General features: G+C 73.2%; 22 protein-coding genes. 15 read left to right on the top strand and 7 right to left on the bottom strand.

What is annotated here, in order from left to right; genetic code table 11:
* The first annotated feature begins 86 nt into the window (after positions 1 to 86).
* From AB0O40_RS02730 to AB0O40_RS02715, 4 genes are all read left to right on the top strand, one after another.
* A complete protein-coding gene (locus AB0O40_RS02730) occupies positions 87 to 2,174 on the top strand; it encodes a discoidin domain-containing protein (protein WP_365034883.1) in 2,088 nt (695 codons plus the stop codon).
* Between the two features lie 108 nt (positions 2,175 to 2,282).
* On the top strand, positions 2,283 to 2,921 hold the full coding sequence (locus AB0O40_RS02725) for a TetR family transcriptional regulator C-terminal domain-containing protein (RefSeq protein WP_365034881.1): 639 nt from the start codon (positions 2,283 to 2,285) through the stop codon (positions 2,919 to 2,921).
* Positions 2,922 to 3,181: 260 nt separating this feature from the next.
* Positions 3,182 to 5,197 carry a SpoIIE family protein phosphatase gene (locus tag AB0O40_RS02720; RefSeq protein ID WP_365034917.1) on the top strand — a complete coding sequence of 672 codons (2,016 nt, stop codon included), beginning with the start codon at positions 3,182 to 3,184 and terminating at the stop codon, positions 5,195 to 5,197.
* On the top strand, positions 5,194 to 7,884 hold the full coding sequence (locus AB0O40_RS02715; RefSeq protein WP_365034879.1) for a SpoIIE family protein phosphatase: 2,691 nt from the start codon (positions 5,194 to 5,196) through the stop codon (positions 7,882 to 7,884). Before AB0O40_RS02720 ends, AB0O40_RS02715 begins: the two co-directional genes overlap by 4 nt.
* Before the next feature lie 10 nt (positions 7,885 to 7,894).
* Here the strand turns inward: AB0O40_RS02715 and AB0O40_RS02710 are convergent, their stop codons facing one another.
* Together AB0O40_RS02710 and AB0O40_RS02705 are read right to left on the bottom strand one after the other, a co-directional pair.
* Positions 7,895 to 9,478 (bottom strand): hypothetical protein, encoded by a 1,584-nt coding sequence (locus AB0O40_RS02710; protein ID WP_365034877.1) that lies wholly within the window; start codon positions 9,476 to 9,478, stop codon positions 7,895 to 7,897.
* A gap of 481 nt (positions 9,479 to 9,959) precedes the next feature.
* Positions 9,960 to 10,154: a hypothetical protein gene (locus AB0O40_RS02705; RefSeq protein ID WP_365034875.1), complete on the bottom strand. Its 195-nt coding sequence runs from the start codon at positions 10,152 to 10,154 to the stop codon at positions 9,960 to 9,962.
* A 242-nt stretch (positions 10,155 to 10,396) separates the two neighbouring features.
* On the opposite strand from AB0O40_RS02705, the gene AB0O40_RS02700 reads away from it, so the two are divergent.
* Both AB0O40_RS02700 and AB0O40_RS02695 read left to right on the top strand, forming a co-directional pair.
* Positions 10,397 to 11,374: a fibronectin type III domain-containing protein gene (locus AB0O40_RS02700; protein WP_365034873.1), complete on the top strand. Its 978-nt coding sequence runs from the start codon at positions 10,397 to 10,399 to the stop codon at positions 11,372 to 11,374.
* 79 nt (positions 11,375 to 11,453) lie between these two features.
* Positions 11,454 to 13,478, top strand: coding sequence for an NB-ARC domain-containing protein (locus AB0O40_RS02695; protein ID WP_365034871.1), 2,025 nt, complete (start codon positions 11,454 to 11,456; stop codon positions 13,476 to 13,478).
* Positions 13,479 to 13,647: 169 nt separating this feature from the next.
* Here the strand turns inward: AB0O40_RS02695 and AB0O40_RS02690 are convergent, their stop codons facing one another.
* Positions 13,648 to 13,839, bottom strand: coding sequence for a DUF5999 family protein (locus AB0O40_RS02690; RefSeq protein WP_365034870.1), 192 nt, complete (start codon positions 13,837 to 13,839; stop codon positions 13,648 to 13,650).
* A 157-nt stretch (positions 13,840 to 13,996) separates the two neighbouring features.
* Here AB0O40_RS02690 and AB0O40_RS02685 point away from each other — a divergent pair, with 157 nt between their 5' ends.
* Positions 13,997 to 14,434, top strand: coding sequence for an SRPBCC family protein (locus AB0O40_RS02685; RefSeq protein ID WP_365034868.1), 438 nt, complete (start codon positions 13,997 to 13,999; stop codon positions 14,432 to 14,434).
* Between the two features lie 45 nt (positions 14,435 to 14,479).
* Here AB0O40_RS02685 and AB0O40_RS02680 read toward each other — a convergent pair whose 3' ends face one another.
* Entirely contained in the window at positions 14,480 to 14,893 is a 414-nt protein-coding gene (locus tag AB0O40_RS02680; RefSeq protein WP_365034866.1) for a helix-turn-helix domain-containing protein, read from the bottom strand.
* A gap of 77 nt (positions 14,894 to 14,970) precedes the next feature.
* Here AB0O40_RS02680 and AB0O40_RS02675 point away from each other — a divergent pair, with 77 nt between their 5' ends.
* The gene (locus AB0O40_RS02675) at positions 14,971 to 15,927 is read left to right on the top strand and encodes an NADP-dependent oxidoreductase (RefSeq protein WP_365034864.1); all 957 of its coding nucleotides are present in this window, start codon (positions 14,971 to 14,973) and stop codon (positions 15,925 to 15,927) included.
* 116 nt (positions 15,928 to 16,043) lie between these two features.
* Here AB0O40_RS02675 and AB0O40_RS02670 read toward each other — a convergent pair whose 3' ends face one another.
* A complete protein-coding gene (locus tag AB0O40_RS02670) occupies positions 16,044 to 17,270 on the bottom strand; it encodes an acyl-CoA dehydrogenase family protein (protein WP_365034862.1) in 1,227 nt (408 codons plus the stop codon).
* A 196-nt stretch (positions 17,271 to 17,466) separates the two neighbouring features.
* On the opposite strand from AB0O40_RS02670, the gene AB0O40_RS02665 reads away from it, so the two are divergent.
* The gene (locus tag AB0O40_RS02665) at positions 17,467 to 18,123 is read left to right on the top strand and encodes a TetR family transcriptional regulator (RefSeq protein ID WP_365034860.1); all 657 of its coding nucleotides are present in this window, start codon (positions 17,467 to 17,469) and stop codon (positions 18,121 to 18,123) included.
* A gap of 9 nt (positions 18,124 to 18,132) precedes the next feature.
* Here AB0O40_RS02665 and def read toward each other — a convergent pair whose 3' ends face one another.
* Complete coding sequence (gene def / locus AB0O40_RS02660) at positions 18,133 to 18,672, bottom strand: peptide deformylase (RefSeq protein ID WP_365034858.1); 540 nt, start codon at positions 18,670 to 18,672, stop codon at positions 18,133 to 18,135.
* Between the two features lie 115 nt (positions 18,673 to 18,787).
* On the opposite strand from def, the gene AB0O40_RS02655 reads away from it, so the two are divergent.
* From AB0O40_RS02655 to AB0O40_RS02630, 6 genes are all read left to right on the top strand, one after another.
* Positions 18,788 to 20,026 (top strand): MurT ligase domain-containing protein, encoded by a 1,239-nt coding sequence (locus AB0O40_RS02655; RefSeq protein ID WP_365034856.1) that lies wholly within the window; start codon positions 18,788 to 18,790, stop codon positions 20,024 to 20,026.
* 21 nt (positions 20,027 to 20,047) lie between these two features.
* Complete coding sequence (locus AB0O40_RS02650; protein WP_365034854.1) at positions 20,048 to 20,776, top strand: glutamine amidotransferase; 729 nt, start codon at positions 20,048 to 20,050, stop codon at positions 20,774 to 20,776.
* A gap of 329 nt (positions 20,777 to 21,105) precedes the next feature.
* Positions 21,106 to 22,131 carry a 6-phosphofructokinase gene (locus AB0O40_RS02645; RefSeq protein WP_365034853.1) on the top strand — a complete coding sequence of 342 codons (1,026 nt, stop codon included), beginning with the start codon at positions 21,106 to 21,108 and terminating at the stop codon, positions 22,129 to 22,131.
* A gap of 126 nt (positions 22,132 to 22,257) precedes the next feature.
* Entirely contained in the window at positions 22,258 to 23,226 is a 969-nt protein-coding gene (locus tag AB0O40_RS02640; protein WP_365034851.1) for a cytochrome c oxidase assembly protein, read from the top strand.
* Between the two features lie 33 nt (positions 23,227 to 23,259).
* Complete coding sequence (locus AB0O40_RS02635; RefSeq protein WP_365034849.1) at positions 23,260 to 23,418, top strand: hypothetical protein; 159 nt, start codon at positions 23,260 to 23,262, stop codon at positions 23,416 to 23,418.
* Between the two features lie 70 nt (positions 23,419 to 23,488).
* Positions 23,489 to 24,196: a lysophospholipid acyltransferase family protein gene (locus tag AB0O40_RS02630; protein ID WP_365034847.1), complete on the top strand. Its 708-nt coding sequence runs from the start codon at positions 23,489 to 23,491 to the stop codon at positions 24,194 to 24,196.
* Positions 24,197 to 24,261: 65 nt separating this feature from the next.
* Here AB0O40_RS02630 and AB0O40_RS02625 read toward each other — a convergent pair whose 3' ends face one another.
* Complete coding sequence (locus tag AB0O40_RS02625) at positions 24,262 to 25,872, bottom strand: alpha/beta hydrolase (RefSeq protein ID WP_365034915.1); 1,611 nt, start codon at positions 25,870 to 25,872, stop codon at positions 24,262 to 24,264.
* Positions 25,873 to 26,009: the final 137 nt, after the last annotated feature.

Genomic DNA, 26,009 nt, shown 5'->3' with positions numbered 1-26,009 from the left:
ACTCTGTTACCGGCGGTAGCAGATTCTCGAAAAGGTGAACATTTATCTGTTCATGACAATCCCCCAAGAGACTTCCGGAGTGGCCCATGACGTCCCGACCCCCCACCCGCCGGCGCGCCCGCCACCGGCCGTTCGGCATCCTGGTCGTGCTCCTCGCCATGCTGGCCGCGGTGTTCGGCCCGGCCTCCGCCTCCTCGGCCTCCGGGGACGACCAGGGCTGGTGGAACCCGACCGCCCGGCCCGCGCCCGACTCCCAGATCAACGTCACCGGCGAGCCCTTCAAGGGCACCGACGCGAACGGCAAGGTCCGCGGCTTCGTCGACGACCACGTCCACCTGATGTCCAACGAGGGCTTCGGCGGCCGGCTCATCTGCGGCAAGCCCTTCTCCGAGGACGGCATCGCCGACGCCCTCAAGGACTGTCCGGAGCACTACCCGGACGGCTCGCTCGCCGTCTTCGACATGATCACCAAGGGCGGTGACGGCAAGCACGACCCGGTCGGCTGGCCCACCTTCAAGGACTGGCCCGCCCATGACTCGCTGACCCACACCCAGACGTACTACGCCTGGGTCGAGCGGGCCTGGCGCGGCGGCCAGCGGGTCCTCGTCAACGACCTCGTCACCAACGGGGTCATCTGCTCGGTCTACTTCTTCAAGGACCGCAGCTGCGACGAGATGACCGCCATCCGCTTGGAGGCGCGCAAGACGTACGAGATGCAGGACTACATCGACAAGATGTACGGCGGCCCCGGAAAGGGCTGGTTCCGGATCGTCACCGACTCCGCGCAGGCCCGCGAGGTCATCAAGCAGGGCAAGCTGGCCGTCGTCCTCGGCGTCGAGACCTCCGAGCCCTTCGGCTGCAAGCAGATCCTCGACGTCGCGCAGTGCAGCAAGGCCGACATCGACAAGGGCCTGGACGAGCTGTACGCGCTCGGCGTGCGCAGCATGTTCCTGTGCCACAAGTTCGACAACGCCCTGTGCGGGGTGCGCTTCGACTCCGGGGCGCTCGGCGTGGCCATCAACGTCGGCCAGTTCCTGTCGACCGGTACCTTCTGGAAGACCGAGGAGTGCACCGGCCCCCAGCACGACAACCCCATCGGCCTGAACGCCGCCGCGGCGCCGGCGGCCGTGAAGCGGCTGCCCGAGGGCGTCGCGTTCCCGGGGTACGCGGCCGGGGCGCAGTGCAACTCCCGGGGTCTGACCGACCTCGGCGAGTACGCGGTGCGCGGGATGATGAAGCGCAAGATGATGCTCGAGCTCGACCACATGAGCGTGAAGGCCGCGAGCCGGTCCCTCGACATCCTGGAGTCGGAGAGCTACCCGGGCGTCATCTCCTCGCACAGCTGGATGGACATGGACTGGACCGAGCGGCTCTACAAGCTCGGCGGCTTCATCGGCCAGTACATGAACGGCTCCGAGGCCTTCACCGCCGAGGCCCGCCGCACCAAGGCGCTGCGCGACAAGTACCACGTCGGGTACGGCGTCGGCACCGACATGAACGGCGTCGGCGGCTGGCCGGCCCCGCGCGGCGCGGACGCGCCCAACCCGGTCCGCTACCCCTTCCGCAGCGCGGACGGCGGCTCGGTGCTGGACCGGCAGGTCACCGGTGAGCGCGTCTGGGACTACAACAAGGACGGCGGCGCGCAGTACGGCCTGGTGCCGGACTGGCTGGAGGACATCCGGGCCACCGGCGGACAGGACGTGGTCGACGACATGATGAAGGGCGCCGAGTCGTACCTGACGACCTGGGGCTCCTCCGAGAAGCACCGGTCGGGGGTGAACCTGGCGGCGGGCGTCCCCGCTTCGGCCTCCTCGGCGGAGTGGTGGAACCCCTTCGTCAGCTACGCGCCGGGCCGGGCCGTGGACGGCGACCGCGGCACCCGCTGGGCCAGCGAGTGGAACGACGACCAGTGGCTCCAGCTCGACCTGGGCTCCACCAACCTGGTCAAGCGCGTCACCCTCGACTGGGAGGCCGCGTACGGCAGGTCGTACCGGATCGCCCTCTCGGCCGACGGGCAGAACTGGCAGACGGTATGGTCCACGACCGAGGGGGACGGCGGGCTCGACACGGCCCGGTTCACCGCAACTCCCGCCCGCTACCTGCGCGTCGAGGGGCAGCAGCGGGGCACCGGCTGGGGCTACTCCCTGCACGAGGTCGGCGTCTTCAGCGACTGACGGCGACGGCAGCACACCGAGCGCCGGGGCCGGCCGGATCAGCACCCCTGATCCGGCCGGCCCCGGCCGTTTCCGCACAGCGAACGCACGCGAGCGAGAGGAAGACAGATGGCACGCATGCCGTCGGCCGACCGGCGCCGGCAGCTGACCGAGGCCGCCATCCGCGCGATGACCCGGGACGGGGTCCCCCGGACGACCACCCGCTCCATCGCGGCCGAGGCGGGCGTCTCGTTGAGCGTCGTCCACTACGTCTTCGAGTCCAAGCAGAACCTGCTGGAGTCGGTGATCGAGGCGATCACCGAGCACTACATCTCGGTGGTGCGGGAGGCGATCCGCCCCCGGGCGACCCTGCGGGAGACCATCCGGGCCGGCTTCCAGGCCTACTGGGACCACGTCCAGGCGAACCCGGGCGAGCACATGCTGACGTACGAGCTGACCCAGTACGCGCTGCGGCAGCCCGGCTTCGAGCACCTGGCCCGCCGCCAGCACGAGCTGTACTGCGAGACGTACCGGGAGCTGATCGGCCGGCTGCGCCTGGGCATGGGCTTCGAGCTGGCGATACCCGACCCCCAGCTGGCCCGCTACCTCGCGGCCATGACCGACGGCCTGACCCTCAATTTCCTGGTGCTCGGCGACGCCGAGGCCGCGGCCGGCCTGCTGGACATGGTCACCGACCACGTGGCGGGTCTGGTCGTGCCGGAGCCCGCCGGGCCCGCTCCCGCGCTGGAGGACCGCTCCCGGGCGTGATCCCCGACGTGCGGACGGTGGCCGGGCTGGGAAGACTGGGGGTAGGGCGAACCGGCGACCGGTGGCCGGAGCGTACGGAGACCGCCGGGCGAGAGGGTGACGACCCGCGCGGGCCGTGCCCTCCCGGCGGAGGGAGAGCACGGGTGACGGGCCAAACCTTCGGAGCGGACGACGTGGACGGCTTCGGCGGCGACCGGGCACCCGGCGCCGCCGAAGGCGCGGCCGCGCCCGGAGCCGCCGCGGGCGGGCCCGGGACCCCGATGGGCCTGCTCGACGTGCTGGGCGTCGCCGCGGTGGTGCTCGACGCCCAGGGGCGGATCGTCTTCTGGAGCCCCCAGGCCGACGAGCTGTTCGGCTACCGCGCCGCCGAGGCCCTGGGCCGGCCCGCGGCCCAGCTGCTGGTCCACCGGGAACACACCGAGCTGGTGGTCCGGCTCTTCGCGGAGGTGCTGAGCAGCGGTGACAGCTGGGCGGGCGCCTTCCCCGTCCGGCACAAGGACGGCAGCACCCGGCTGGTGGAGTTCCGCAACATGCGGCTCACCGACGGCCTGGGCGACGTCTACGCCCTCGGCATCGCGGCCGACCACGCCACGGTCCGGCAGGTGGAGACCGACCTCGCGCTCTCCCAGCGGCTGGTCTCCCAGTCCCCGATCGGGCTCGCCCTGATGGACACCGACCTGCGCTTCGTGCTGGTCAACCCCGCCCTGGAGCGGATCGACGGCATCCCCGCGGTCCAGCACCTGGGGCGCCGGGTCCGCGGCACCCTGCCCTTCCAGGACATCAGCGGCACGGAAGCGGCGCTGCGGCAGGTCCTGGCCACCGGCCGGCCCCTGCTGGACCGGGAGGCGGTGGGCGCGCCGGCCGCCGACGACGGGGCCGAGCGGGCCTGGTCGGTGTCGTTCTACCGGCTGGAGGGGGCCCAGGGACGGGTGCTGGGCGTGGCCATGTCGGTGGTCGACGTGACCGAGCGGCACCGGGCCTCCACCGAGGCCGACCGGGCCCGGCGCCGGCTGGCGCTGATCGCCGACGCCTCCGCGCGGGTGGGCACCACCTTGGAGGTGGACCGGACCGCCGAGGAGCTGGCGGCGGTGACGGTGCCGGTGCTGGCGGACATCGCCGCGGTGGACGTGCTGGACTCCGTGGTCTCCTGCCGCCGCCCGGGCACGATGGAGGACAGCGGGCCCGAGCTGTTCCGGGCGCTGGCCCTGTCGACGGCGTACCCGACCGAGGCCGAACAGGCCGCGGACCCGCCCGGGGAACCCGCCATGTACGGCGCGGACCGGCTGGTCACCCGCTGCGTGCACAGCGGCCGGCCGGTGCTGGTGCCCCGGGTCGGCCCGGCGGACCTGGCCCGGATCGCCCGCAGCGCCCCGGCCGCCGCCGCGCTGGCCCGGGCCGGCGTCCACTCCTACCTCGCGGTACCGCTGATCGCCCGCGGCGAGGTGCTGGGCGCGCTGGACCTCAAGAGGGCCCGCAACCCGCTCCCCTTCGACGAGGACGACGTCCTGCTGGCGGTGGAGCTGGCCTCCCGGGCCGCGGTGGGCATCGACAACGCCCGCTGGTTCCAGAGCGTGCGCAACTCCGCCGTCACCCTCCAGCGCAGCCTGCTCCCCGGCCGGCCGCCACCGCCCCTGGGGCTGGAGATCGCCTCCCGCTACCAGCCCGCGTACGCCTCCAGCGAGGTCGGCGGGGACTGGTACGACGTGATCCCGCTGGCCGGGGAGAAGACCGCGCTGGTGGTCGGGGACGTGATGGGCAGCGGGATCGACGCCGCCGCCACCATGGGCCGGCTGCGCACCGCCACCTGCGCCTTCGCCGACCTGGACCTGGAGCCGGAGCAGGTGCTCCGGCACCTGGACCGGATCACCGCCGGGCTGGAGCACTACATCGCCACCTGCCTGTACGTGGTCTACGACCCGCACGGCGCGCGCTGCCGGATCGCCAACGCCGGGCACCTGCCGCCGGCCCTGGTGCCGGCCGCCGGGCCGCCGTTCCTGGTCGAGCTGCCCACCGGGGCGCCGCTGGGCGTGGGCGGGGTGCCCTTCGAGACCGTCAGCGTGCCCTTCGCCCCCGGCGACCAGCTGGTGCTCTACACGGACGGCCTGGTGGAGACCCGGCACGACCCGATCGACGAGCGGCTGGCCGCGCTGACCGCCCTGCTGGAGGGCGCCCAGCGGCGGCCCCTGGAGGAGACCTGCGACCTGCTGCTCGGTTCGCTGCGGCAGGCCGGCTACCTCGACGACGTGGCCCTGCTGCTGGCCCGGAGCCTGCCGTGACGCCCCGGGGCCGGCCGCGCAGCGTCGCCGGGCAGGTCTTCGCCCTCCAGGCGCTGATCGTGCTGCTGCTGGTGACCGTGGGCGCCCTGGCGCTGGTCCTGCAGGCCAAGCACGACACCGAGCGGGACGCCCGGGACCGGTCGCTGGCGGCGGCCGAGGCCTTCGCACAGGCCCCCGGGCTGGCCGCGGCGCTGCGCTCGCCCGATCCCACGGCCGTCCTCCAGACCCGGGCGGACGCGGCCCGGCGGGCCTCCGGGCTGGACTTCGTCGCCGTCATGACCACCGACGGGATCCGGTACACCGACTCCCGTCCGGAGCTGATCGGGAAGCGGGCCGACGGCGACCTCGCCCGGGCGGCGGCCGGCGACTCCTTCACCGAGCTCTACAAGGGCGAGCCCAGCGACGCGGTCCGGGCGGTCGTCCCGGTCCGTGACGACACGGGCAAGATCGTGGGCCTGGTGGGCACCGGCATCGAGGTGCGCACGGTGGCCGACGCGGTCGGCGGCCAGCTCCCGCTGCTGCTGGGGGCCGCCGCCGGGGCGCTGGCCCTGGCCACCACCGGCGCCGCCCTGGTCAGCCGCCGGCTCAAGCGGCAGACCCACGGCCTGGGCCCGGTCGAGATGACCCGGCTCAACGAACACCACGAGGCGGTGCTGCACGCGGTGCGCGAGGGCGTGCTGATCGTCGGCGCGGACCGCCGGCTGCTGCTGGCCAACGACGAGGCGCGGCGGCTGCTGGACCTGCCGGCCGACGCCGAGCAGAAGCACGTCGGCGAGCTGGGCCTGGCGCCGAGCACGGCGGAGCTGCTGGAGTCGGGACGGGCCGCCACCGACGAGGTGCACCTGGCCGGCGACCGGCTGCTGGCGGTGAACGTCCGGCCCACCACGACCCGGGGGCGGGACCCGGTCAGCGTGATGACCCTGCGGGACACCACCGAGCTGTCCGCGCTCAGCGGCCGGGTGGAGCTCGCCCGGGGCCGGCTGGAGCTGCTGTACGACGCGGGCGGCCGGATCGGGACCACCCTGGACGTGGTGCGCACCGCCGAGGAGCTGTCCGAGGTCGCGGTACCCCGGTTCGCGGACTTCGTCACGGTCGAGCTGGTGGACGCGGTGCTGCACGGCGGCGAGCCGGCCGGCACCCCGGTGGAGATGCGCCGCACCGCGCTGCACGGCATCCGGCCGGACCAGCCGCTCCAGCCGGTGGGCGACCTGATCCGGTTCGTGCACCCGGCCACCCCGATGGCCATGGCCCTGGACACCGGTCACGCCGTGCTGGAGGCCGATCTGACCGCGACGACCGGCTGGCGGGCGCACGACCCGCAGGGGGCCGAGGCGGCCCTGGCGTACGGCATCCGCTCGCTCGTGTCGGTGCCCCTGCGGGCGCGGGGGGTGGTGCTCGGGCTGGCGAACTTCTGGCGGACCGGGGACGCGGAGCCCTTCGGCCCGGAGGACACCTCCTTCGCCGAGGAGCTGGCCGCGCGCGCCGCGGTCTCCATCGACAACGCCCGGCGCTACACCCGCGAGCACACCATGGCGGTGACGCTCCAGCGCAGCCTGCTGCCCCGGGTACTGCCCGAGCAGAACGCCGTCGAGGTGGCCTACCGCTACCTGCCGGCCCAGTCCGGGGTGGGCGGCGACTGGTTCGACGTGATCCCGCTGCCCGGCGCCCGGGTGGCGCTGGTGGTGGGCGACGTGGTGGGGCACGGGGTGCACGCCGCGGCCACCATGGGGCGGCTGCGCACCGCGGTGCACAACTTCTCCTCGCTGGACCTGCCCCCCGACGAACTGCTCGGGCACCTGGACGAGCTGGTCACCCGGATCGACCGGGACGAGGCCCGGGACGGCGCCGCCATCACCGGCGCCACCTGCCTGTACGCGGTGTACGACCCCTCGACGGGGCGGTGCGTACTGGCCCGGGCGGGGCATCCGGGGCCGGCGCTGGTGCACCCGGACGGGGTGGTGGAGTTCCCCGAGGTGCCGCCCGGACTGCCCCTGGGGCTGGGCGGGATGCCGTACGAGACGGCGGAACTGGAGCTGCCCGAGGCCGGCCGGCTGGTGCTCTTCACCGACGGGCTGCTGGAGGACCGGGAGCGGGACCTGGAGACGGGGCTGGCGCTGCTGCGCGGCGCGCTGGCCCATGCGGGCCGCAGCGCCGAGCAGACCTGCGCGGACGTGCTGCACGCACTGCTGCTGCCGGAGCCGAGCGACGACATCGCCCTGCTGGTGGCGCAGGTGCGGCGGCTGCCCGCGGACCAGGTGGCCGAGTGGCAGGTGCCGGGTGATCCGGCGGCGGTGGCGGCCGTGCGGGCCGCGGGCTCCCGGCAGTTGGCCGCGTGGGGGCTGGGCGATCTGGCCTTCACCGCCGAGCTGATCCTGAGCGAACTGGTCACCAACGCGATCCGGTACGGCGAGCAGCCGATCCGGGTGCGGCTGCTGCGGGACCGGGCTCTGGTGTGCGAGGTGGCCGACCAGAGCAGCACCTCCCCGCACCTGCGGTACGCGGCCACCACTGACGAGGGCGGCCGGGGCCTGTTCCTCGTCGCGCAGTTCGCCGAGCGCTGGGGCACCCGGTACACCCAGCGGGGGAAGGTGATCTGGGCCGAGCTGTCCCTGGCGGAGCCGCCCGGGGCGGACGGGGGCCCGGCGGGCGAGCCGGACCTGGACGCCCTGGAGGGGCTGGCCTGGTGAGCCCCCGGTGTCAGGAGCCGTCGCGGACGGCCACGATGCCGTTGAAGACCCCGACATAGGCGGTGCCGTCCGGGCCGAGGGTGATCGGCGCCCAGTTGTTGTCGTAGCCGGGGCCGGTACCGGTCAGCCGGCGCCACCGGCGCGCGCCGGTGCGGAAGTCCACGGCGGTCAGGTACCAGGCGTCGATGCCCAGGGGGTTGCGGTCCTTCTCGTAGAAGTAGAGCAGGCCGTTGCCGGCGGAGAGCTTGGGCACCGTCGAGGGCGAGCGGATCCCGCTCTCCCAGACGGTGTCGCAGCCGCTGCCGTCGGGCCGGACGTCGATCCGGGTGACCCCGCCGGTGACGGTCTTGCCGAAGAGCAGGGAACCGACGTTCTCGTAGCCGTAGTTGTTCTCCACGACCAGGCTGTCGCCCCAGGTGACCAGGGAGTTGTCGGTGGTGGAGGCGCCGGCGCGGAAGACCGGCACCCGGCACACCAGCCGCCGGTCCGCGGGCACGTCCGCGCCGCGCCGGTAGACCAGGACGTTCATGCGGTCGTCGGCGTTGTCGGTGATCGCCACGTACCCGCCGCCGGTGCGCGCCGGATCGCCGAAGAGGTCGGGGGTGGTGCCCGAACCCTGGTTCACGGAGCCGGGTTTGGTGCCGGAGCCCCGGTCGTAGGTCTGCCGCCACACCACCCGCGGGGTGCCGTCGGGTGCGGCGGTGAAGGAGTACAGGGCGTGGTCGGTGACGATCGAGACCCCGTCGGCGGCCACCGAGAAGGAGTTCTGGATCTCCTCCCCGGCCAGCCGGACCGCGCGGATCACCGAGGTCCGCGGGTCGACGGTGCCGACCCGGCCCTGCCGGGTCACCCACCAGATGCGGCCCTGCCAGTCGGGCATCACGGAGGTGACCGGGTCGCAGCCGCCCTTGGGGCGCAGCTCGGTCCAGCGGACGCAGTCGTGCGGCACGAGACCGGTGAGGTCCCAGTCGTCGTCGACCCTGAACCTCCAGCGCCCGTCCGGGCCTTGGACGTGCGCCAGCCGCAGGATGTGCTGGCGGGAGTCGGCGAGGACGGCCCGGTCCCGGTCGTCGAGGTAGAAGTAGGCCCCGCCGGAGGTGTCCTTGAAGATCTTCGACAGGTCGAGGGTGGTGAGGGCCGCGACGGTCGAGGAGCGCTGCGGCAGCCGGTACTCGGCCAGCGTGGCCAGGCTCCGCGGGTCCAGCAGCTTCACCCGGAACCCGGCGAAGGTCCCGCAGACGGCGACCAGCCGGCCGGCCCGGTCGAAGGTGGTGGTCGCACACTCGCCGCCGAGCGCGGCGATCCGCCGACCGGTCACCTTCGGGTCCCGGCCCAGCGGCCCGGACCAGGGGTAGCTCGCGCTCCCCCCGGCGTCGGCGTGCATGCCGCTGCGGCCGTTGGGCGCCATGTACGGGTGCCGGGGCGGTCCTTGGCCCGGCAGCGGGTCGGGCCTGGCGGGGGCCCCGTCGTACCGGCTGACCAGGCGGTGGCCGGGGGTCTGGGGGATGCCGTGGGCGGGTGCCGGGATCCCCAGGACGGCCGCGGCCAGGGCCAGCACCGGTAGCACCGCGCAGTGCGGTCCGCTTCGGAACATCCGTCGCCTCCCTCGTGGCACGGGCCGTGCCGCCGCCGGGACGGTAGGGCGCACCGGCCGAGGAATCCAGAGCCGCGGGGCCCCGGCCCGGGTACGGGTGCCGTGGCTTGGGCCCGCGGGGCCCCGGCCCGGGTACGGATGCCGTGGCCAGGGGTGCCGCGGGTACGGGTGGCCGCTGCGCGGAGCGGTTCCCCACCCCGCCCTCCCCCAGACTCCGTCCGGGGGGACCCCCATCCCGAAACCATGGGCTCCGCCCCCGGACCCCCGTTGCCCGGGCGCTACGCGCCGGGCCTTTCGGGGCTCCGCCCCGGACCCCGCGCCTCAAACGCCGGCGAGGCTGGAATTGCCCCGCCACGGCTGGGAGGCGCCCCCAGCGAGGCCGCGTAGTCCCCGGGTTGGTCCTGCCGCAGGGCCCGCAGGCCACGGGGCGTCAAGCGGCGAGGGGACCCACACACCACGACCGCCCGCCCCGAAGCCCCCCTCAAGGCCGGAATCCCCCCACCACCCCCGCCGTGGCCGCCAGTCCGTCGTGCAGGGTCGGCGCGATGCTGCTGCTCGCGAGGTAGAAGCCGAGGAGCAGGCAGACCAGGGCGTGCGAGAGCTTCAGGCCGCCGCTGCGCAGGAAGATCACCGCGAGGACGAGGAGCAGTACGACCACGGAGAGGGAAATGACCATCGAGACCTCCTACGCCGCCGCGGCCGAGTGCGGCCGGCCGCACGGGTGGGGCCCCGTACGGCTGCGGCATCCGGGCGCCATCGTGGCGCAGCCGGCGGCCCCGGCACGGCCGCGACGTGGGGGCCGTCCGGGTGAATGACCCTGGGTGACGGCGCGTCAAGATCCTTCCGCACAGCACTTGATGCTCCACCGGCCACCGTGTCATATATGTCTAGACCTTTACCCCGAGGGGAGGAGCCACCATGCGCCGCACCACCGCACCGGCGGCCGCACTCTGCTGCACCGCACTGTGCTGCACCGCCCTGCTGGCCGCCTGCGGGGGCCCCGGCAAGGACACCACCGCCCCGCACTCCCCCGCGGGGCTGAGCGCCGCCACCGGCAGCGCGACCTCGGCCCACGTGATGTGGGACGCCGCCGCGCAGGCCGACGGCGTCACCGGGTACCAGGTCTTCCGGGACGGCCGGCTGGTCCTCGACGTACCGGCCGAGAAGACCATGGTGGACGTCGAAGGCCTCTCCCCCGCGACCGCCTACGCCTTCACCGTCCGGGCGAAGGACGCGGCCGGGAACCTCTCGCCGCTGACCGCGGCGGCCAAGGTGACCACGGCCGCGGCCGCCGCCCGGGACGACCGCGCCCCCACCGCCCCGGCCCGGCTCACCGGACGGGCCGAGGACGCCCGTACCGTCTCCCTGGTCTGGACGACCGCCACCGACGACACCGCCGTCACCGCGTACGACGTCTACCAGGGCGGGGTGCGCATCCACACGGCCGCCGCGGCCGAGCGCACCGCCCGGCTGACCGGGCTGCGGCCCGGCACCTCCTACCGCTTCACCGTCCGGGCCCGGGACGCCGCCGACCACTCCTCGCCGGACGGCCCGGCGCTGGCCCTCACCACCCCCGCCGCGCCCGACGACGACTCCACCGCCCCCGTCGACCTGCTCGCCGCGGTCTCGCCGGGCGTGCTCGAACTTTCCTGGAGTGCGCCCGGAGGCGCTCATCCTCCGCTCGAGTACGAGCTGTACGTGAACGGAAAAAGCGCGACCGTGATCCGGTGGGGGGCCGGCGCGGTCCCCACCGGACGGGCCGTCTACCGGATGGACACCCGGGAGCCGGCGGGCACCGTCTGGGCCCTGAAACTCCGGGCCCGGCTGGCCGACGGCGGCTGGGGCGACTTCTCCGCGGAGCGATCGGTCACGCTCGCATCACCTGCGTCACACTGAGCCCTCAGTTGATGACTATTCGATCAACAATGATCAATAGGACTTGCCCGACCGGGCCTTTGAGTCAGAATCTGACGCCGTGCTGGGGAATCTGCCGCCGGAATCGGCGAGCTTCGTGGGGCGGGGCGCGGAACTGGCGCAGCTGGCCTCCCATTTGGAGACGTACCGGCTGATCACGCTCACCGGGGTGGGCGGGGTCGGCAAGTCACGGCTCGCGCTGCGCGCCGCCCGGGCGGCCCGGGCGGGCCGTCCGGACGGCGTCTGGTGGGTGGAGCTCTCCCCGCTGCGCGACCCGGGGCTGCTCTCCGCCACCGTCGCGCACGCCTTCGGGCTGGCCGAGCAGCCCGGCCGCTCCCCGGACGAGAACCTGTGCGCCTGGCTGTCGGACAAGAAGCTGCTGCTCGTGCTGGACACCTGCGAGCACTTGGTCGAGGCCTGCCGCCACCTGGTCGCGGAGCTGCTGCAGTCCGCTCCCGGGCTGACCGTCCTGGTCACCAGCCGGCAGCCGCTGGCCTGTCACGGCGAGCGGGTCAGCGAGGTCCGGCCGCTGCCGGTGGACGGCCCGGACAGCGACGCCCTGGCCCTCTTCCGCGAGCGCGCCCTGGCGGCCACCGCGCACGCCGCGGACGCCTTCGCCGACCCGGTCCGCCGGCGGACCGCCCTGGAGGTCTGCCGGCGGCTGGACGGCATCCCGCTCGCCCTCGAACTGGCGGGCGCCCGGATGCGGTTGTGGAGCCTGGAGGAGATGGCCGAACGGCTGGAGGCACGCTTCGACGTGCTGGCCGACGGCCACGACCCCCAGGTGCCCCGGCACCGGACGCTGCGCACCGCGATCGGCTGGAGCCACGAGCTCTGCGAGCCGCTGGAGCGGCTGCTGTGGGCCCGGCTCTCGGTCTTCGCCGGCGACTTCGACCTGGCCGCCGCCCGGGCGGTGTGCTCCGGGGGCCCGCTGCCCGCCGCCCGGGTCGAGCGGCTGCTCGCCTCGCTGGCCGCCAAGTCGGTGCTGCGGCGCACCGTCGAGGGGGCCCGGGAGCGCTACCGGATGCTGGACACCATCCGCGAGTACGGCCGCCAGTGGCTCACCGAGCTGGGCGAGGGGGCGCTGGTGGCCACCCGGCACGCGCACTGGTTCGCCGCGCTGGCCCGGCAGGGGGACGCGGGCTGGCTCGGGCCCGAGCAGCTGGACTGGTACCGCCGGATCAGCACCGAGCACATGGAGCTGCGCACCGCGCTGGAGCACCTGCTGGGCACCGATCCGCACACCGCCCTGGAGATGGCCGGGCACCTGTGGTTCTTCTGGTTCGGCTGCGGCCACCTGCGGGAGGGCCGGGGCTTCCTGGAGCGCGCGCTGGCCGGCGGCCCGGCCGAAGGGCCCGCGCACCTCCAGGGGCTGTGGGCGCTGGGGCTGACCGCGATGCTCCAGGGCGACCTGGTGACCAGCCTGGCCATCGGCGAGGACTGCGTGCGGATGGCCGAGGGGGGCGAGGACCCCGAGCCGCGGCTGCGGGCCGCCTACCTCACCGGGGTGTCCGCGCTGATGCCGGGCGATCCGGAGCGGGCCCTGGCCCTCACCGGGCCCGGCCCGCGGGCGGCCCGGCACGGCCGCCCCGACGGCCCGGGCTGGCTGCTGTGCCAGCTCGGCAGCGCGTACGCCCTGTGCGACCTGGAGCGGTACGAGGAGGCCACCGCGGAGGCACGGGGGCTGCGGGAGGCCTGCGCCCGGCTGGGCGACCGGTGGCTGCGGGCGTACGCCGACTACGTGCTGGCGGTGGCCGCGCTCCGGCTCGGTCACCCGGGCGAGGCCGCCCAGCACGTCCGGTCCATGCTCTCGGGCAAGCGGCTGCTGCACGACAGCTTCGGCATCGCGATCGGCCTGGACCTGCTGGCGGCCGCGGTGGCCGCGCAGGGCGACGGCGAGCTGGCGGCCCGGCTGCTGGGCACCGGGCACGCCTGGTGGCGGACGGTGGGGCAGCCGCAGATGGGCTCGCCCTCGCTGCGCGCGACCCGGGACGCCGGCGAGCGGCAGGCCCGGGAGTCGATCGGCGACGAGGCCTACGAGCGGGCCTTCCACGGCGGCGCCCAGGTGCTGCCCCAGGCGGGCTGAGACGGCCCCGGACGGGGCCGTGGGGTGGATCCCCCGCCCCGGCGGGGCGGGGGGCGGGCTCCCGTCAGTACGGGAGGGTTCTGCCCGACGGGGTGCGGAGGTCCTGTTCCCTGGGTGCGGGCTTCGGGGTGGGCTTGCGGATCTGGATCTGACGCATGGTCTTCCCCCTTCAGACTCGGGCGAGGAGCGTGCGGCGCGGCTGCACCACACGGCCGTCCGGGAGCTGCTCCCCGGTGTCGTCGAAGAGGACGACGCCGTTGCAGAGCAGGCTCCAGCCTTGTTCCGGGTGCGATGCCACGGTGTGGGCGGCGTCGCGGTCGGCGCTGTCGGCACTGGGGCAGGGCGGCTGGTGGGGACACATGGCGCACCTCCTCGCTCAGTGGCGGCGGAGGGCCGGGTGGTCACTGCGGTCCGAACCGCCATCCACGGTGGCCGGAAGTATTACTGATCAGAAGCTCCGGATGGAACCCGTATTCGAGGTTCGTCTCACGGACCGGAAGGAGTTTTACGATCAGTACATGCCCCTTATCCGGATTGTGCACACCGCGGATGTAGCGCCGTACGAGGCATGGCGGCGGTTGACCGACTGGGAGCGGCACGGCGCACAGGTCCCGTTCACGGTGACGTTCCTCACCACCGCACCACCCACCGCCGTGGGCACCCGCTTCACCGCGCGCACCGGTTTCGGGCGCCTGTCCTTCGACGATCCGATGGAGGTGGTGGCCTGGCGGCCGCCGGCGGCGGGCGCGCCGGGCCACGTCCGGCTGGAGAAGCACGGCCGGCTGGTCCTGGGCTGGGCCGAGATCGAGGTCCGCCCGGCGCCCGCCGGGGGCAGCGAGGTGCACTGGCGGGAGGAACTGCGCGTGCGGGGCCTGCCGCGGCTGCTGGACGCCCCGCTGGCACTGGCCGGCCGGGCCCTCTTCGGAAGGGCGCTCGGCCGGCTGCTGGCCGGCTAGCGGGGCGTGCGGCCGACGACGGCCGGCCGCCCCGGCGCGTTTCCTTCAGACCAGCCGTTCGACGGCCGGGGCGTCGTACGCGGCGCGGGCGGCGTGCACCTCGTCCATGTGGTCCTCCGCCCAGGACTTGATCGCGCGCATGAGGGGCAGCAGCGAGCGGCCGAGCGGGGTCAGTTCGTAGTCGACGCGGACCGGGACGGCGGGGGTCACGGTGCGCGACACCAGGCCGTCGCGTTCCAGGTGGCGCAGGGTCTGGGTGAGCATCTTCTGGCTCACGCTCGCGAGCCGGCGGCTCAGTTCGCCGTAGCGCTGCGGTCCGTCGGCGAGCGCGTTGACGGCGAGGCTGACCCACTTGTCGGAGATCCGGTCCAGCAGCTGCCGGGCCGGGCAGGCGGCGAGGTAGGCGTCGTAGGCGGTGCTCGCCTCGGCCCGGCGCTGGGCGGCGGTGCGGGTGGTCATGGCTCTCCTTCCGGTGCCGTGGGCACCTCGAAGTGCGTACTTCCCGCTGGAGAGTAGCCCTCCCTACGGTGTGCGGCATGGTCGGTGAAGAGTTCATGAGGGCGGTGGTCGCCCGCGGTTACGGCGGATCCGAGGTCCTGGAGGTGGTGCGGGTGCCGGTGCCGGAGCCGGGCCCCGGGCAGGTGCGGGTCCGGGTCGAGGCCGCGGCGGTGAACCCGGTCGACCTGGCCACGCGCTCCGGTGCGCTCGTCGGGGCCGGGTTGATGGCCGCCCGGGAGCGGACGGGCATCGGCTGGGACGTCGCCGGGGTGGTGGACCGGGTCGGCGAGGGCGTGACGGCGTTCTCGCCGGGACGGCGGGTGATCGGGCTGCGCGACCTGCTCGACGTGTCGCTGGGCGGCTACGCCGAGTACCTCGTCCTGGAGGCGTCGGCGCTCGCCGAGGCGCCACCCGGTACGCCTGCCACGGCCGCGGCGACACTGCCGCTGAACGGCCTCACGGCCTTCCAGGCGCTCGGCCTGCTCGGTCTCCCCGCGGGCCGCACGGTGCTGGTGACCGGGGCCGGCGGGGCGGTCGGCGGCTTCGCCGTCGAACTGGCGGCGCGGCGCGGACTGCGGGTCGTCGCCCAGGCCGGCGCAAGCGATGCGGGGTTCCTCCGGCGCCTGGGCGCCGACGCGGTCGTCGGCCGTGACGCCGGCGACCTCGGGCACGAGGTCCGGCGCCTGGTGCCGGGGGGCGTGGACGGTGCGCTCGACACGGTGGGGCTGGGCGTCCGCGCCCTGGCCGCGGTGCGCACCGGGGGCGCCTTCGTCACGGTGGTCGGCGGCTCGGCCCCGCTCCCCCTGCGCGGTATCCGGGTCCACCAGCAGTGGATCAGTGCGGACGGGGCGGCGCTGGCCGCTCTCGCGGCCATGGACCTGACGCTGCGCGTCGCCGGGGTCCTGCCCCTCGAGCGGGCGGCCGAGGCCCATGACCGGCTCGCGGCGGGCGGGATCCGGGGCCGGCTGGTGCTGGTGCCGTCGGGGGCGGCCTGACCCGTCGGCCGGCTGCGGCGCCGCCACCGGCGGAACGTGCGAGGACCCCGTCCGGTCAGGTCCGGGACGGGGTCCTCGCACGAGCGGGGCCTGCGGGTCGCAACGCTCCCGCGCGGCTAGCGGATCGGCATCTCGGCGAGGGTGCGGGCGATGACCAGGCGCTGGATCTCGCTGGTGCCCTCGAAGATGGTGTAGATCGCGGCGTCCCGGTGCATGCGCTCCACCGGGTACTCCCGGGTGTAGCCGTTGCCGCCGAGGATCTGGATGGCCTGGGCGGTGACCTTCTTGGCGACCTCGCTGGCGTACAGCTTGGACATCGAGCCCTCGGCCGAGGTGAAGGGCCGGCCCGCGGTGGCCATCCAGGAGGCGCGCCAGACCAGCAGCCGGGCCGCGTCGATCTGGGTGCGCATGTCCGCGAGCTGGAAGGCCACGCCCTGGTTGTCGATGATCGGGCGGCCGAACTGCGTCCGGGTCCTGGCGTAGTCCAGGGCGACCTCGTAGGCCGCGCGGGCGGTGCCGACCGCCATGGCGCCCACGGCCGGCCGGGAGGCCTCGAAGGTGGCCATGGCGGCGTTCTTGACCCTCTCGCCGCCCGTCTTGGCGCGCTCGCGGGCCCGGGCCAGCCGCTCGTCCAGCTTCTCCTTGCCGCCCAGCAGGCAGGAGCCGGGCACCCGGACGTCCTCGAGGACGACCTCGGCGGTGTGCGAGGCGCGGATGCCGTGCTTCTTGAACTTCTGGCCCTGGGAGAGGCCGGGGGTGTTCGGCGGGACGATGAAGGAGGCGTGCCCCTTGGTGCCGAGCTCAGGGTCGACCACGGCCACCACGATGTGGACGTTGGCGATGCCGCCGTTGGTGGCCCAGGTCTTGGTGCCGTTGAGCACCCATTCGTCCTTGGCCTGGTCGTAGACGGCGCGGGTGCGCATGGCGCCCACGTCGGAGCCGGCGTCCGGCTCGGAGGAGCAGAAGGCCGCGACCTTCACGTCGTCCGGGGTGCCGTACATCTGGGGGATCCAGGTGCCGATCTGCTCCTCGGTGCCGTTGGCGACCACGCCGATGGCGGCCAGCCCGGTGCCGACGATGGAGAGCGCGATGCCCGCGTCGCCCCAGAAAAGCTCCTCCATGGCCATCGGGATGCCGAGGCCGGAGGCGTCGAAGAACTGCTGGGCGTAGAAGTCCAGGGAGTAGATGCCGACCTTGGCGGCCTCCTGGATCACCGGCCAGGGGGTCTCCTCGCGCTCGTCCCATTCGGCCGCGGCGGGACGGATGACATCGGCGGCGAAGCCGTGGAGCCAGTCCCGCACTTCCTTCTGGTCGTCGCTCAGCTCCATGGTGAACTCCGCCATGACCCCTCCAGGCTGTAGCCTTGATCCGCACAGCGCCTTACTGGCGGTAACCCCAAGATGTTACTTGCGGTAACCGCAGTCTGTTACTCGCCAGTAGGACATGTCAACCGCCGTCGCCGATTCGGCCCCGGGGGTGTGCGTGGTGTTACGTTGCGCCTGCGTCACGCAATCAGCACGGGCGGGGAGAAACACGTCGATGGAGACCACGCAGCAGACCGGCCGGTCGGACGGCCAGCAGATGACCGCCGACCGGCGGCGGCGCGAGCTGCTCGAGGCCGCCGACCGGGTCGTACTCCGGGACGGCCCCAAGGCCTCCATGAACGCCATCGCGGCCGAGGCCGGCATCACCAAGCCGATCCTCTACCGGCACTTCGGCGACAAGGCCGGCCTCTACCAGGCCCTGGCCGTCCGGCACACCGACGCGCTGCTCGACTCGCTGCGCGCGGCCCTGGACGCGCCCACCGAGCGGCGCAGCCGCGTCGAGGCCACCCTGGACACCTACCTGTCCGCCATCGAGGCCCGGCCGCAGGTCTACCGGTTCCTGATGCACCCGGCCGAGGACTCCCAGACCGCCGACCGCGGCTTCGACGTGGGCCGGCACTCCGCCCCGCTGCTGCGGCGGCTGGGCGAGGAGCTGGCGAAGGTGATCGCGGAGCGGGTGGACCTCGGCCCGGCCGGCGAGGAGCTGGCCCGGATCTGGGGCCACGGCATCGTCGGCATGATGCACGCGGCCGGGGACTGGTGGCTGAGCGAGCGCCCCTGCGAGCGCGGCACGCTGGTCCGGGGCCTCACCGACCTGCTCTGGGGCCACCTCGCCACCGCCGGCAACCGCGAGGGCGGCCCCGGCTTCTGAGCCCGGGGCTCAGTTGCCCCAGGGTGCCTTCGCGATCTGCTTCTGCAGGCGGCGGCCCCGCAGGCCGGTGACCCGGTCCGCGTACACGGTCCCGTCGAGGTGGTCGCACTCGTGCTGCAGGCACCGGGCGAAGAACCCGGTCCCCGCCACCCGCACCGGCCGCCCGTCGGAGGTCACGCCCTCGACCACCGCGTGGTCGAAGCGGACCGTGCCCGCCTCCAGCCCCGGCAGGGACAGGCACCCCTCCGGGCCCCGGACCTCGATCCCGTCGGCCTCGACGAGCCGGGGATTGACGACATGGCCCACGTGACGTACGTCATCGTCGTCGGGGCAGTCGTAGACGAACACGCGCTGGGGGACGCCGATCTGATTGGCCGCGAGACCCACGCCCTGGGCGGCGTACATCGTGGCGAACATGTCCTCGATCAACCGGTCGAGGGCCGGGCCGAATTCGGTGACCTCCGCGCAGGGGGCGTGGAGCACCGGATCGCCCAGCAGGCTCATGGTGCGGACGAGACCGGAATTGCCGGGGATCGGGCGCTGTCGCATGGCCGTAAGAGTACGTCGGGCGAATATATGAGGGATCCACAGCGGCGCCGAGGTCGGGGCCCTGTCCGGATCTGGATAGGCTGAGCCCGGACCGACGCAAGGAGGAACAAGGACGATGGCAGGCAACACAGAGCCGCTTTCGCCGCGGGCCAAGCTGGCCGTGACGGCGGGCAAGGCCGCGGCGGCGGTGTCGCGGGCCGCGGGGCGCGGAAGCGGATCGGTGATCGGGGGCAAGGTCGCGCTCAAGCTCGACCCCGATCTGCTGGGACGACTGGCGCAGCACCTCGACGTCGTCCTGGTGTCCGCGACGAACGGCAAGACCACCACGACCCGGCTGATCGCGGAGGCCCTGCGGGCCGCCGGTCCGGTCGTGTCGAACGCGCTGGGCGCCAACATGCCGGCCGGCATCACCTCGGCGCTGGCGGGCGGCTCGGACGCCAAGTACGGCGTCATCGAGGTCGACGAGAAGTACCTGGCCGGGGTCGCCCGGGACGTGACGCCCAAGGCGATCGCGCTGCTGAACCTCTCCCGCGACCAGCTCGACCGCGCCGCCGAGACCCGGATGCTCGCCGAGAAGTGGCGCGAGGGCCTGGCCGGCACCAAGGCCGTGGTGATCGCCAACGCGGACGACCCGCTGATCGTGTGGGCCGCCTCCTCCTCCGCCAACGTGGTGTGGGTGGCCGCCGGCCAGGAGTGGAAGGACGACGCCTGGTCGTGCCCCTCCTGCGGCGGCGTGATGCAGCGCCCGGGCGACGACTGGTACTGCGGCGAGTGCGGCTTCCGCCGCCCCACCCCGAGCTGGGCGCTCAACGGCGACCACGTCCTCGACCCGCACGGCAGCGCCTGGCCCATCCACCTCCAGCTGCCCGGCCGGGCCAACAAGGCCAACGCCGCCACCTCGGCCGCCGTGGCCGCCGTCTTCGGCGTGCCGCCGCAGGTCGCGCTGGAGCGCATGTACCAGGTGCAGGCGGTGGCCGGCCGCTACGACGTCGTCTCGTTCATGGGCCGTGAGCTGCGGCTGCTGCTCGCGAAGAACCCGGCGGGCTGGCTCGAAACGTTTTCCCTGATCGACCCGCCGCCCGCGCCGGTGATCCTCTCGGTGAACGCCCGTGGCGCCGACGGCACGGACACCTCCTGGCTGTGGGACGTGGACTACGGCCGGCTGGCCGGGCACCCGATCTTCGTGATCGGCGACCGCAAGCTGGACCTGGCGGTGCGCCTGGAGGTCGCCGGCGTGGACTTCCGCGTCTGCGAGACCCTCGACGAGGCCGTCCAGCTCGCCCCGCCCGGGCAGATCGAGCTGATCGCCAACTACACCGCCTTCCAGGACGTCCGCCGCCGCGTCGGCAACTAGCCCCCCTCGAGGACAATGAGCATGAGCGACAACAGCCTGCGTCTGGTGTGGGTCTACCCGGACCTGCTCAGCACGTACGGAGACCAGGGCAACGCCCTCGTCGTCGAGCGCCGGGCGCGCCAGCGCGGCCTGGACGTGCAGCGCCTGGACGTCCGCAGCGACCAGCCGATCCCCACCTCGGGCGACATCTACCTGATCGGCGGCGGCGAGGACCGGCCGCAGCGGCTGGCCGCGGAGCGCCTGGTGCGCGACGGCGGCCTGGAGCGTGCGGTGTCCAACGGCGCGATCGTCTTCTCGGTCTGCGCCGGGTACCAGATCCTGGGCCAGGAGTTCGTCAACGACCAGGGCCAGCGCCAGCCGGGCCTGGGCCTGCTGGACGTGGTGACGGTGCGCGGCGAGGGCGAGCGGTGCGTCGGCGACGTGCTGGCCGACATCGACCCGCAGCTGAACCTCCCCCAGCTGACCGGCTTCGAGAACCACCAGGGCGTCACGCACCTGGGCCCCACGGCCCGGCCGTTCGCCCGGACCCGGATCGGCCGGGGCAACGGAACCGGCGACGGCACCGAGGGCGCGTACAACGACACCGTCTTCGGCACCTACATGCACGGCCCGGTGATGGCCCGCAACCCCCAGATCGCGGACCTGCTGCTGAAGCTGGCCCTCGACGTGAACGCCCTGCCGCCGGTGGACGACCGCTGGTACGAGGCGCTGCGCACGGAGCGCATCGCGGCGGCCACCCAGCCCGCCTGACCTGCCCGTGCGGCCCGCCGGCCGGACCGTCCCCGCACCGGGGGCGGTCCGGCCGGCGGCGTCTGCGGGGCCGCCCGCCGGGGTCCGGGGCCACCGGCGCGTCGGCCTCCGCTCGGAAACGATCCGGCCACCGGTGAACTACTCCTCAGTAGGTTCTCGGCCCTCCCTCGGCACTCCCTCAGCGCTCCCTCGGCGATTCCTCCAAAGGGCTGTGCCCGGCATGTGGAGCATGGTTCAGTCCAACTGCGATCCGCTTGTAGGGTGGCGGTCAGATCCAACCGGACGACGTGGTCCGGTCGTCGGCCCACGTTGCAAAGGTTCTTCCTGCCATGCGCATTGGTGTGCTCACCTCCGGCGGCGACTGCCCCGGCCTCAACGCTGTCATCCGCTCCGTCGTGCACCGCACGGTCGTCGACCACGGCGACGAGGTGATCGGCTTCCTCGACGGCTGGAAGGGCCTGCTGGAGAACGACTACCGCAAGCTGGACCTCGACTCCGTGAGCGGCATCCTGGCGCTCGGCGGCACCATCCTGGGCTCCTCCCGGGTCCAGCCGGCCCACCTGCGCGACGGCGTGGAGCGCGCCAAGGGCCACGTCGCCGACCTGGGCCTGGACGCGATCATCCCGATCGGCGGCGAGGGCACCCTCAAGGCCGCGCACCTGCTCTCGGAGGCCGGGCTGCCGATCGTGGGCGTGCCCAAGACCATCGACAACGACATCGCCGCCACCGACGTGACCTTCGGCTTCGACACCGCCGTGGGCGTGGCCTCGGAGGCGCTGGACCGCCTCAAGACCACCGCCGAGTCCCACCAGCGCGTGATGGTGGTCGAGGTGATGGGCCGCCACACCGGCTGGATCGCCCTGCACTCGGGCATGGCGGCCGGCGCGCACGCCATCGTGGTGCCCGAGCGGCCCTTCGACATCGAGGAGCTGACCGCGATCGTCGGCGAGCGGTTCTCGGCCGGCAAGCGGTTCGCGATCGTGGTGGTGGCCGAGGGCGCGAAGCCCCGCCCGGGCACGATGGAGTTCGCCGAGGGCGGCAAGGACATCTACGGCCACGAGCGGTTCGCCGGGATCGGCAACATCCTCGCCGTGGAGCTGGAGAAGCGGCTCGGCAAGGAGGCCCGCCCGGTCATCCTCGGCCACGTCCAGCGCGGCGGCACCCCCACCGCCTACGACCGGGTGCTGGCCACCCGCTTCGGCTGGCACGCGGTCGAGGCGGCGCACCGGGGCGAGTTCGGCATGATGACGGCGCTGCGCGGCACGGACATCGCGATGGTGCCGCTCGCCAGCGCGGTGGAATCCCTCAAGACGGTGCCGGCCGACCGGTACGCCGAGGCGCAGAACGTACTGTGATGTGATCAACCCGTACAGACCCGCCCCCGGAGGCCTCGGCCGCCGGGGGCGGGTCTAGTGTGGTGGGGCACCACAGGCACCGCACCCGGGGCCCCGGATCCGGGGCCCTCCTTCAGGAGTGAACACATGGACCACAGCGGCCACGGCATGTCCGGTATGGACGGCATGACCATGGACCTCCCGCCGTTCACGCTGGGGCGGGGCCTGGAGTTCTCGGCCGACCCGTTCTTCCTGATCGGCTGCCTGGTGGGGCTCGGCCTGTACGGCTGGGGCGTGCTGCGGCTGCGCCGCCGGGGCGACGCGTGGCCGGTGGGCCGGACGGTCGCCTGGGTGGTGGGCGTGCTGAGCGTGGGCGTGGTGATGAACACCAAGCTGAACGACTACGGCATGGTCATGTTCAGCGTGCACATGGTCCAGCACATGATCATCAGCATGCTCTCGCCGATCCTGCTGCTGCTGGGCGGGCCGATGACGCTGGCGCTGCGGGCCCTGCCGCCGGCCGGCCGGGGTCGCAAGGGCCCCCGCGAGCTGCTGCTGATGCTGCTGCACAGCCGGTACATGCGCGTGATCACGCACCCGGCCTTCACCATCCCGATGTTCATCGCCTCGCTGTACGGCCTGTACTTCACCCCGCTCTTCGACTTCCTGATGGAGAGCAAGACCGGGCACATCGCGATGATGGTGCACTTCCTGATGGTCGGCGTGGTCTTCTTCTGGCCGATCATGGGCGTGGACCCGGGCCCGCACCGGCCCGGCTACATCATGCGGATGCTGGAGCTGTTCGCCGGCATGCCCTTCCACGCCTTCTTCGGCATCGCCCTGATGATGGCCACCGAGCCGATGATCTCCACGTACTCCGACCCGCCGGCCTCGCTGGGCATCGAGGCGCTGGCCGACCAGAACGCCGCCGGCGGCATCGCCTGGGCCTTCAGCGAGATCCCCTCGGTGCTGGTGCTGATCGCGCTGATCTTCCAGTGGTACCGCTCCGAGCAGCGCACCGCCCGCCGGGCGGACCGGCGCGCGGACCGGGACGGCGACCAGGAGCTGGCGGCCTACAACGCCTACCTCGCCTCGCTGCAGACGCGCGGGCAGTAGCGGAATCCGGGTACCAGGCGCGACCATGGGTGTATGCGCGGTTCTGTGAAGTGGATGGCCGCCCTGACCGTGGGCGTCCTGGTTGCGGTCTCCGCCTATTCGGTGGCCCTCGGCAGCAACGGCTGGCTGTGGTTCGGCTGGGTGGTGCTCGGCATCCTGACGGCCGGCGTCGCCGCCTCCCGCAGCGCCTGACCCCCGTCTGGTACGCCCGGCCCCGAGCCGGATACAGTCGGCGGTTTCCGCTACCGAGGGGGGTCGGGACGTGTTCTACCACCTGCTCAAGCACGTACTGCTGGGACCGTTGCTGCGACTGCTGTTCCGGCCCCGGATCGAAGGGCTCGAGAACATCCCGGCCGAGGGGGCCGCGATCGTGGCGGGCAACCACCTGTCGTTCTCGGACCACTTCCTGATGCCGGCCATCCTTTCGCGCCGGATCACCTTCCTGGCCAAGGCCGAGTACTTCACCGGGCCCGGCCTCAAGGGGCGGCTGACCGCCTTCTTCTTCCGCAGCGCGGGCCAGATCCCGGTGGACCGCTCCGGCAAGGAGGCCGGCCAGGCCGCGATCCGGGAGGGGCTGGGCGTGCTGGGCCGCGAGGAACTGCTGGGCATCTATCCCGAGGGCACCCGCTCCCACGACGGCCGGCTCTACAAGGGCAAGGTCGGGGTGGCGGCGATGGCGCTGGGCGCCGGGGTGCCGGTGATCCCCTGTGCGATGGTCGGCACCTTCGAGATCCAGCCGCCCGGCCAGAAGATCCCCAACATCCGGCGGGTGACCATCCGCTTCGGCGAGCCGCTGGACTTCTCCCGGTACGCGGGCATGGAGCGCGAGAAGGCCGTGCTGCGCGCGGTCACCGACGAGATCATGTACGCGATCATGGAGCTGTCCGGCCAGGAGTACGTGGACCGGTACGCGGCGGCCGTGAAGGCCGAGGCCGAGGAAGCCAGGAAGGCCCAGCGCAGGTCGCGCTGAGCCTTCTCGGTGCGGGCCGGGCCGGCCGGCACCCGGTGGGACCGGATGCCGGACGGCTCAGGGCGTTACTTGACGGCCGGCAGGTCGGCGAGCAGGTTCTTCGCCTGGGCGCGGGCCGTGGCGGCCGACGGGACCACGGGGGTCGCGTGCGGGGCGCAGGTCACGTCCGCGGCGTCGACCTTGCCGCGCAGCAGGTACGCGTCGACGCGGTTGTTGATGCAGGGGTTGACCAGGCCGGTGACACCGTGCGAGCCGGCGCCCTTCTCGGTGATCAGGCGCGAGCCGTAGAGGCGGTTGTGCATGACCACGGCACCCTGGTACGGGGTGGCGGCGTCACGGGTGGACTGGACGATCAGGACCGACGGCAGACCCTTCTTGGCGCCGACCTGGATCGGGTTGGACTGCTTGGCCTTCCAGGTCGCACACGGCAGGTTCATCCAGGCGTTCGCCCAGGTCATGAACGGGTAGTCCTTGTGCAGCTTGGTGTTGTCGCGGTTCCACTTGGCCCAGCTGGTGGGCCACTTGGCGTCCGCGCACTCGACGGCGGTGTAGACGGCGTTGCCGTTCTCCGCGGTCTTGTTGCCCTGGATGTCGGTCATGTCCGGGGCGGCGGCGTCGATCAGCGCCTGGGTGTTGCCCGCCACGTAGTCGGCCCAGGTCTGGGCGACCGGCACCCAGGCGGAGTCGTAGTACGGGGCGCTCTGGAAGAAGCCGATCAGCTCGGCCGGACCGACCTTGCCGCCGAGCGGGTTCTTCTTGGCCGTGGCGCGCAGCTTGAGCCACTGGGCCTCGACCTTGGCGGCCGTGTTGCCGAGGTGGAAGTGCGCGTCGTTCTTGGCGACCCACTTCTTCCAGTCGTTCCAGCGCATCTGGAAGGCGACGTCCTGCTCCAGGTTCGCCTGGTACCAGATGTTGTCCTTCGCCGGGTTCACGACGCTGTCGACGATCATGCGGCGCACGTGCGACGGGAACAGCGTGGCGTAGACGCCGCCGAGGTAGGTGCCGTAGGAGACGCCCAGGTAGTTGAGCTTCTTCTCGTGCAGGGCGGCGCGGATCACGTCGATGTCGCGCGCGGTGTTCGGGGTGGTCATGTGCGGCAGCATCGCGCCGCTGCGCTCCTTGCAGCCGTCCGCGTACTCGGCGGCGAGCTTGCGCTGCGCGTTCTTGTCGGCGACCGAGTCCGGGACCGGGTCCATCTTCGGGGCCTTCACGAACTCCTGCGGGTCGATGCAGGAGATCGGGGCGGAGTGGCCGACGCCGCGGGGGTCGAAGCCGACGAAGTCGTACGCCTGGGAGACCTTCGTCCACAGCGGGTTCTTGGTGGTGACCCGGAGCGGGAAGCGCATGCCGGAGCCGCCGGGGCCGCCCGGGTTGTAGACCAGGGCGCCCTGGCGCTGGGCCTTGGTGCCGGTGTTGCCGATCATGTCGACGGCGAGCGAGATCTGCTTGCCGTACGGCTTGGTGTAGTCGAGCGGGACCTTGACCCAGCCGCACTGGATCGGGGACGCGAAGCCCCAGTCGGCCGGACAGTCCTTCCAGGTGATGCCCCGGCCCCAGGCACGGGCGGCCGCGATGGCGGCACCCTGCGCGGCGGAGACGGTGGTACCGCTCTGGGTCTGGGCGTCGGCCGCGGCCGACGGGGCCACGAAGGCCCCCGCGATGAGCGTGCCCGCCATCAGAGTGCCCGCGCTGCCGAGCACCGCTGTGCGTATCACGTGTAAATCCCCCTGCGTCATGTGCGGCCGGTCATGGCCGTGTTCGAACGACTGCCCCCGGATCCTTTCGTCTGAGTGGTCCCTGACAACAGGGTGCG

The organism is Streptomyces sp. NPDC089919 (genome assembly GCF_040684615.1).
Taxonomy (GTDB): domain Bacteria; phylum Actinomycetota; class Actinomycetes; order Streptomycetales; family Streptomycetaceae; genus Streptomyces.
Note: the sequence above shows the minus strand (reverse complement) of the source record. Positions and strands in the feature narration are given on the sequence as shown.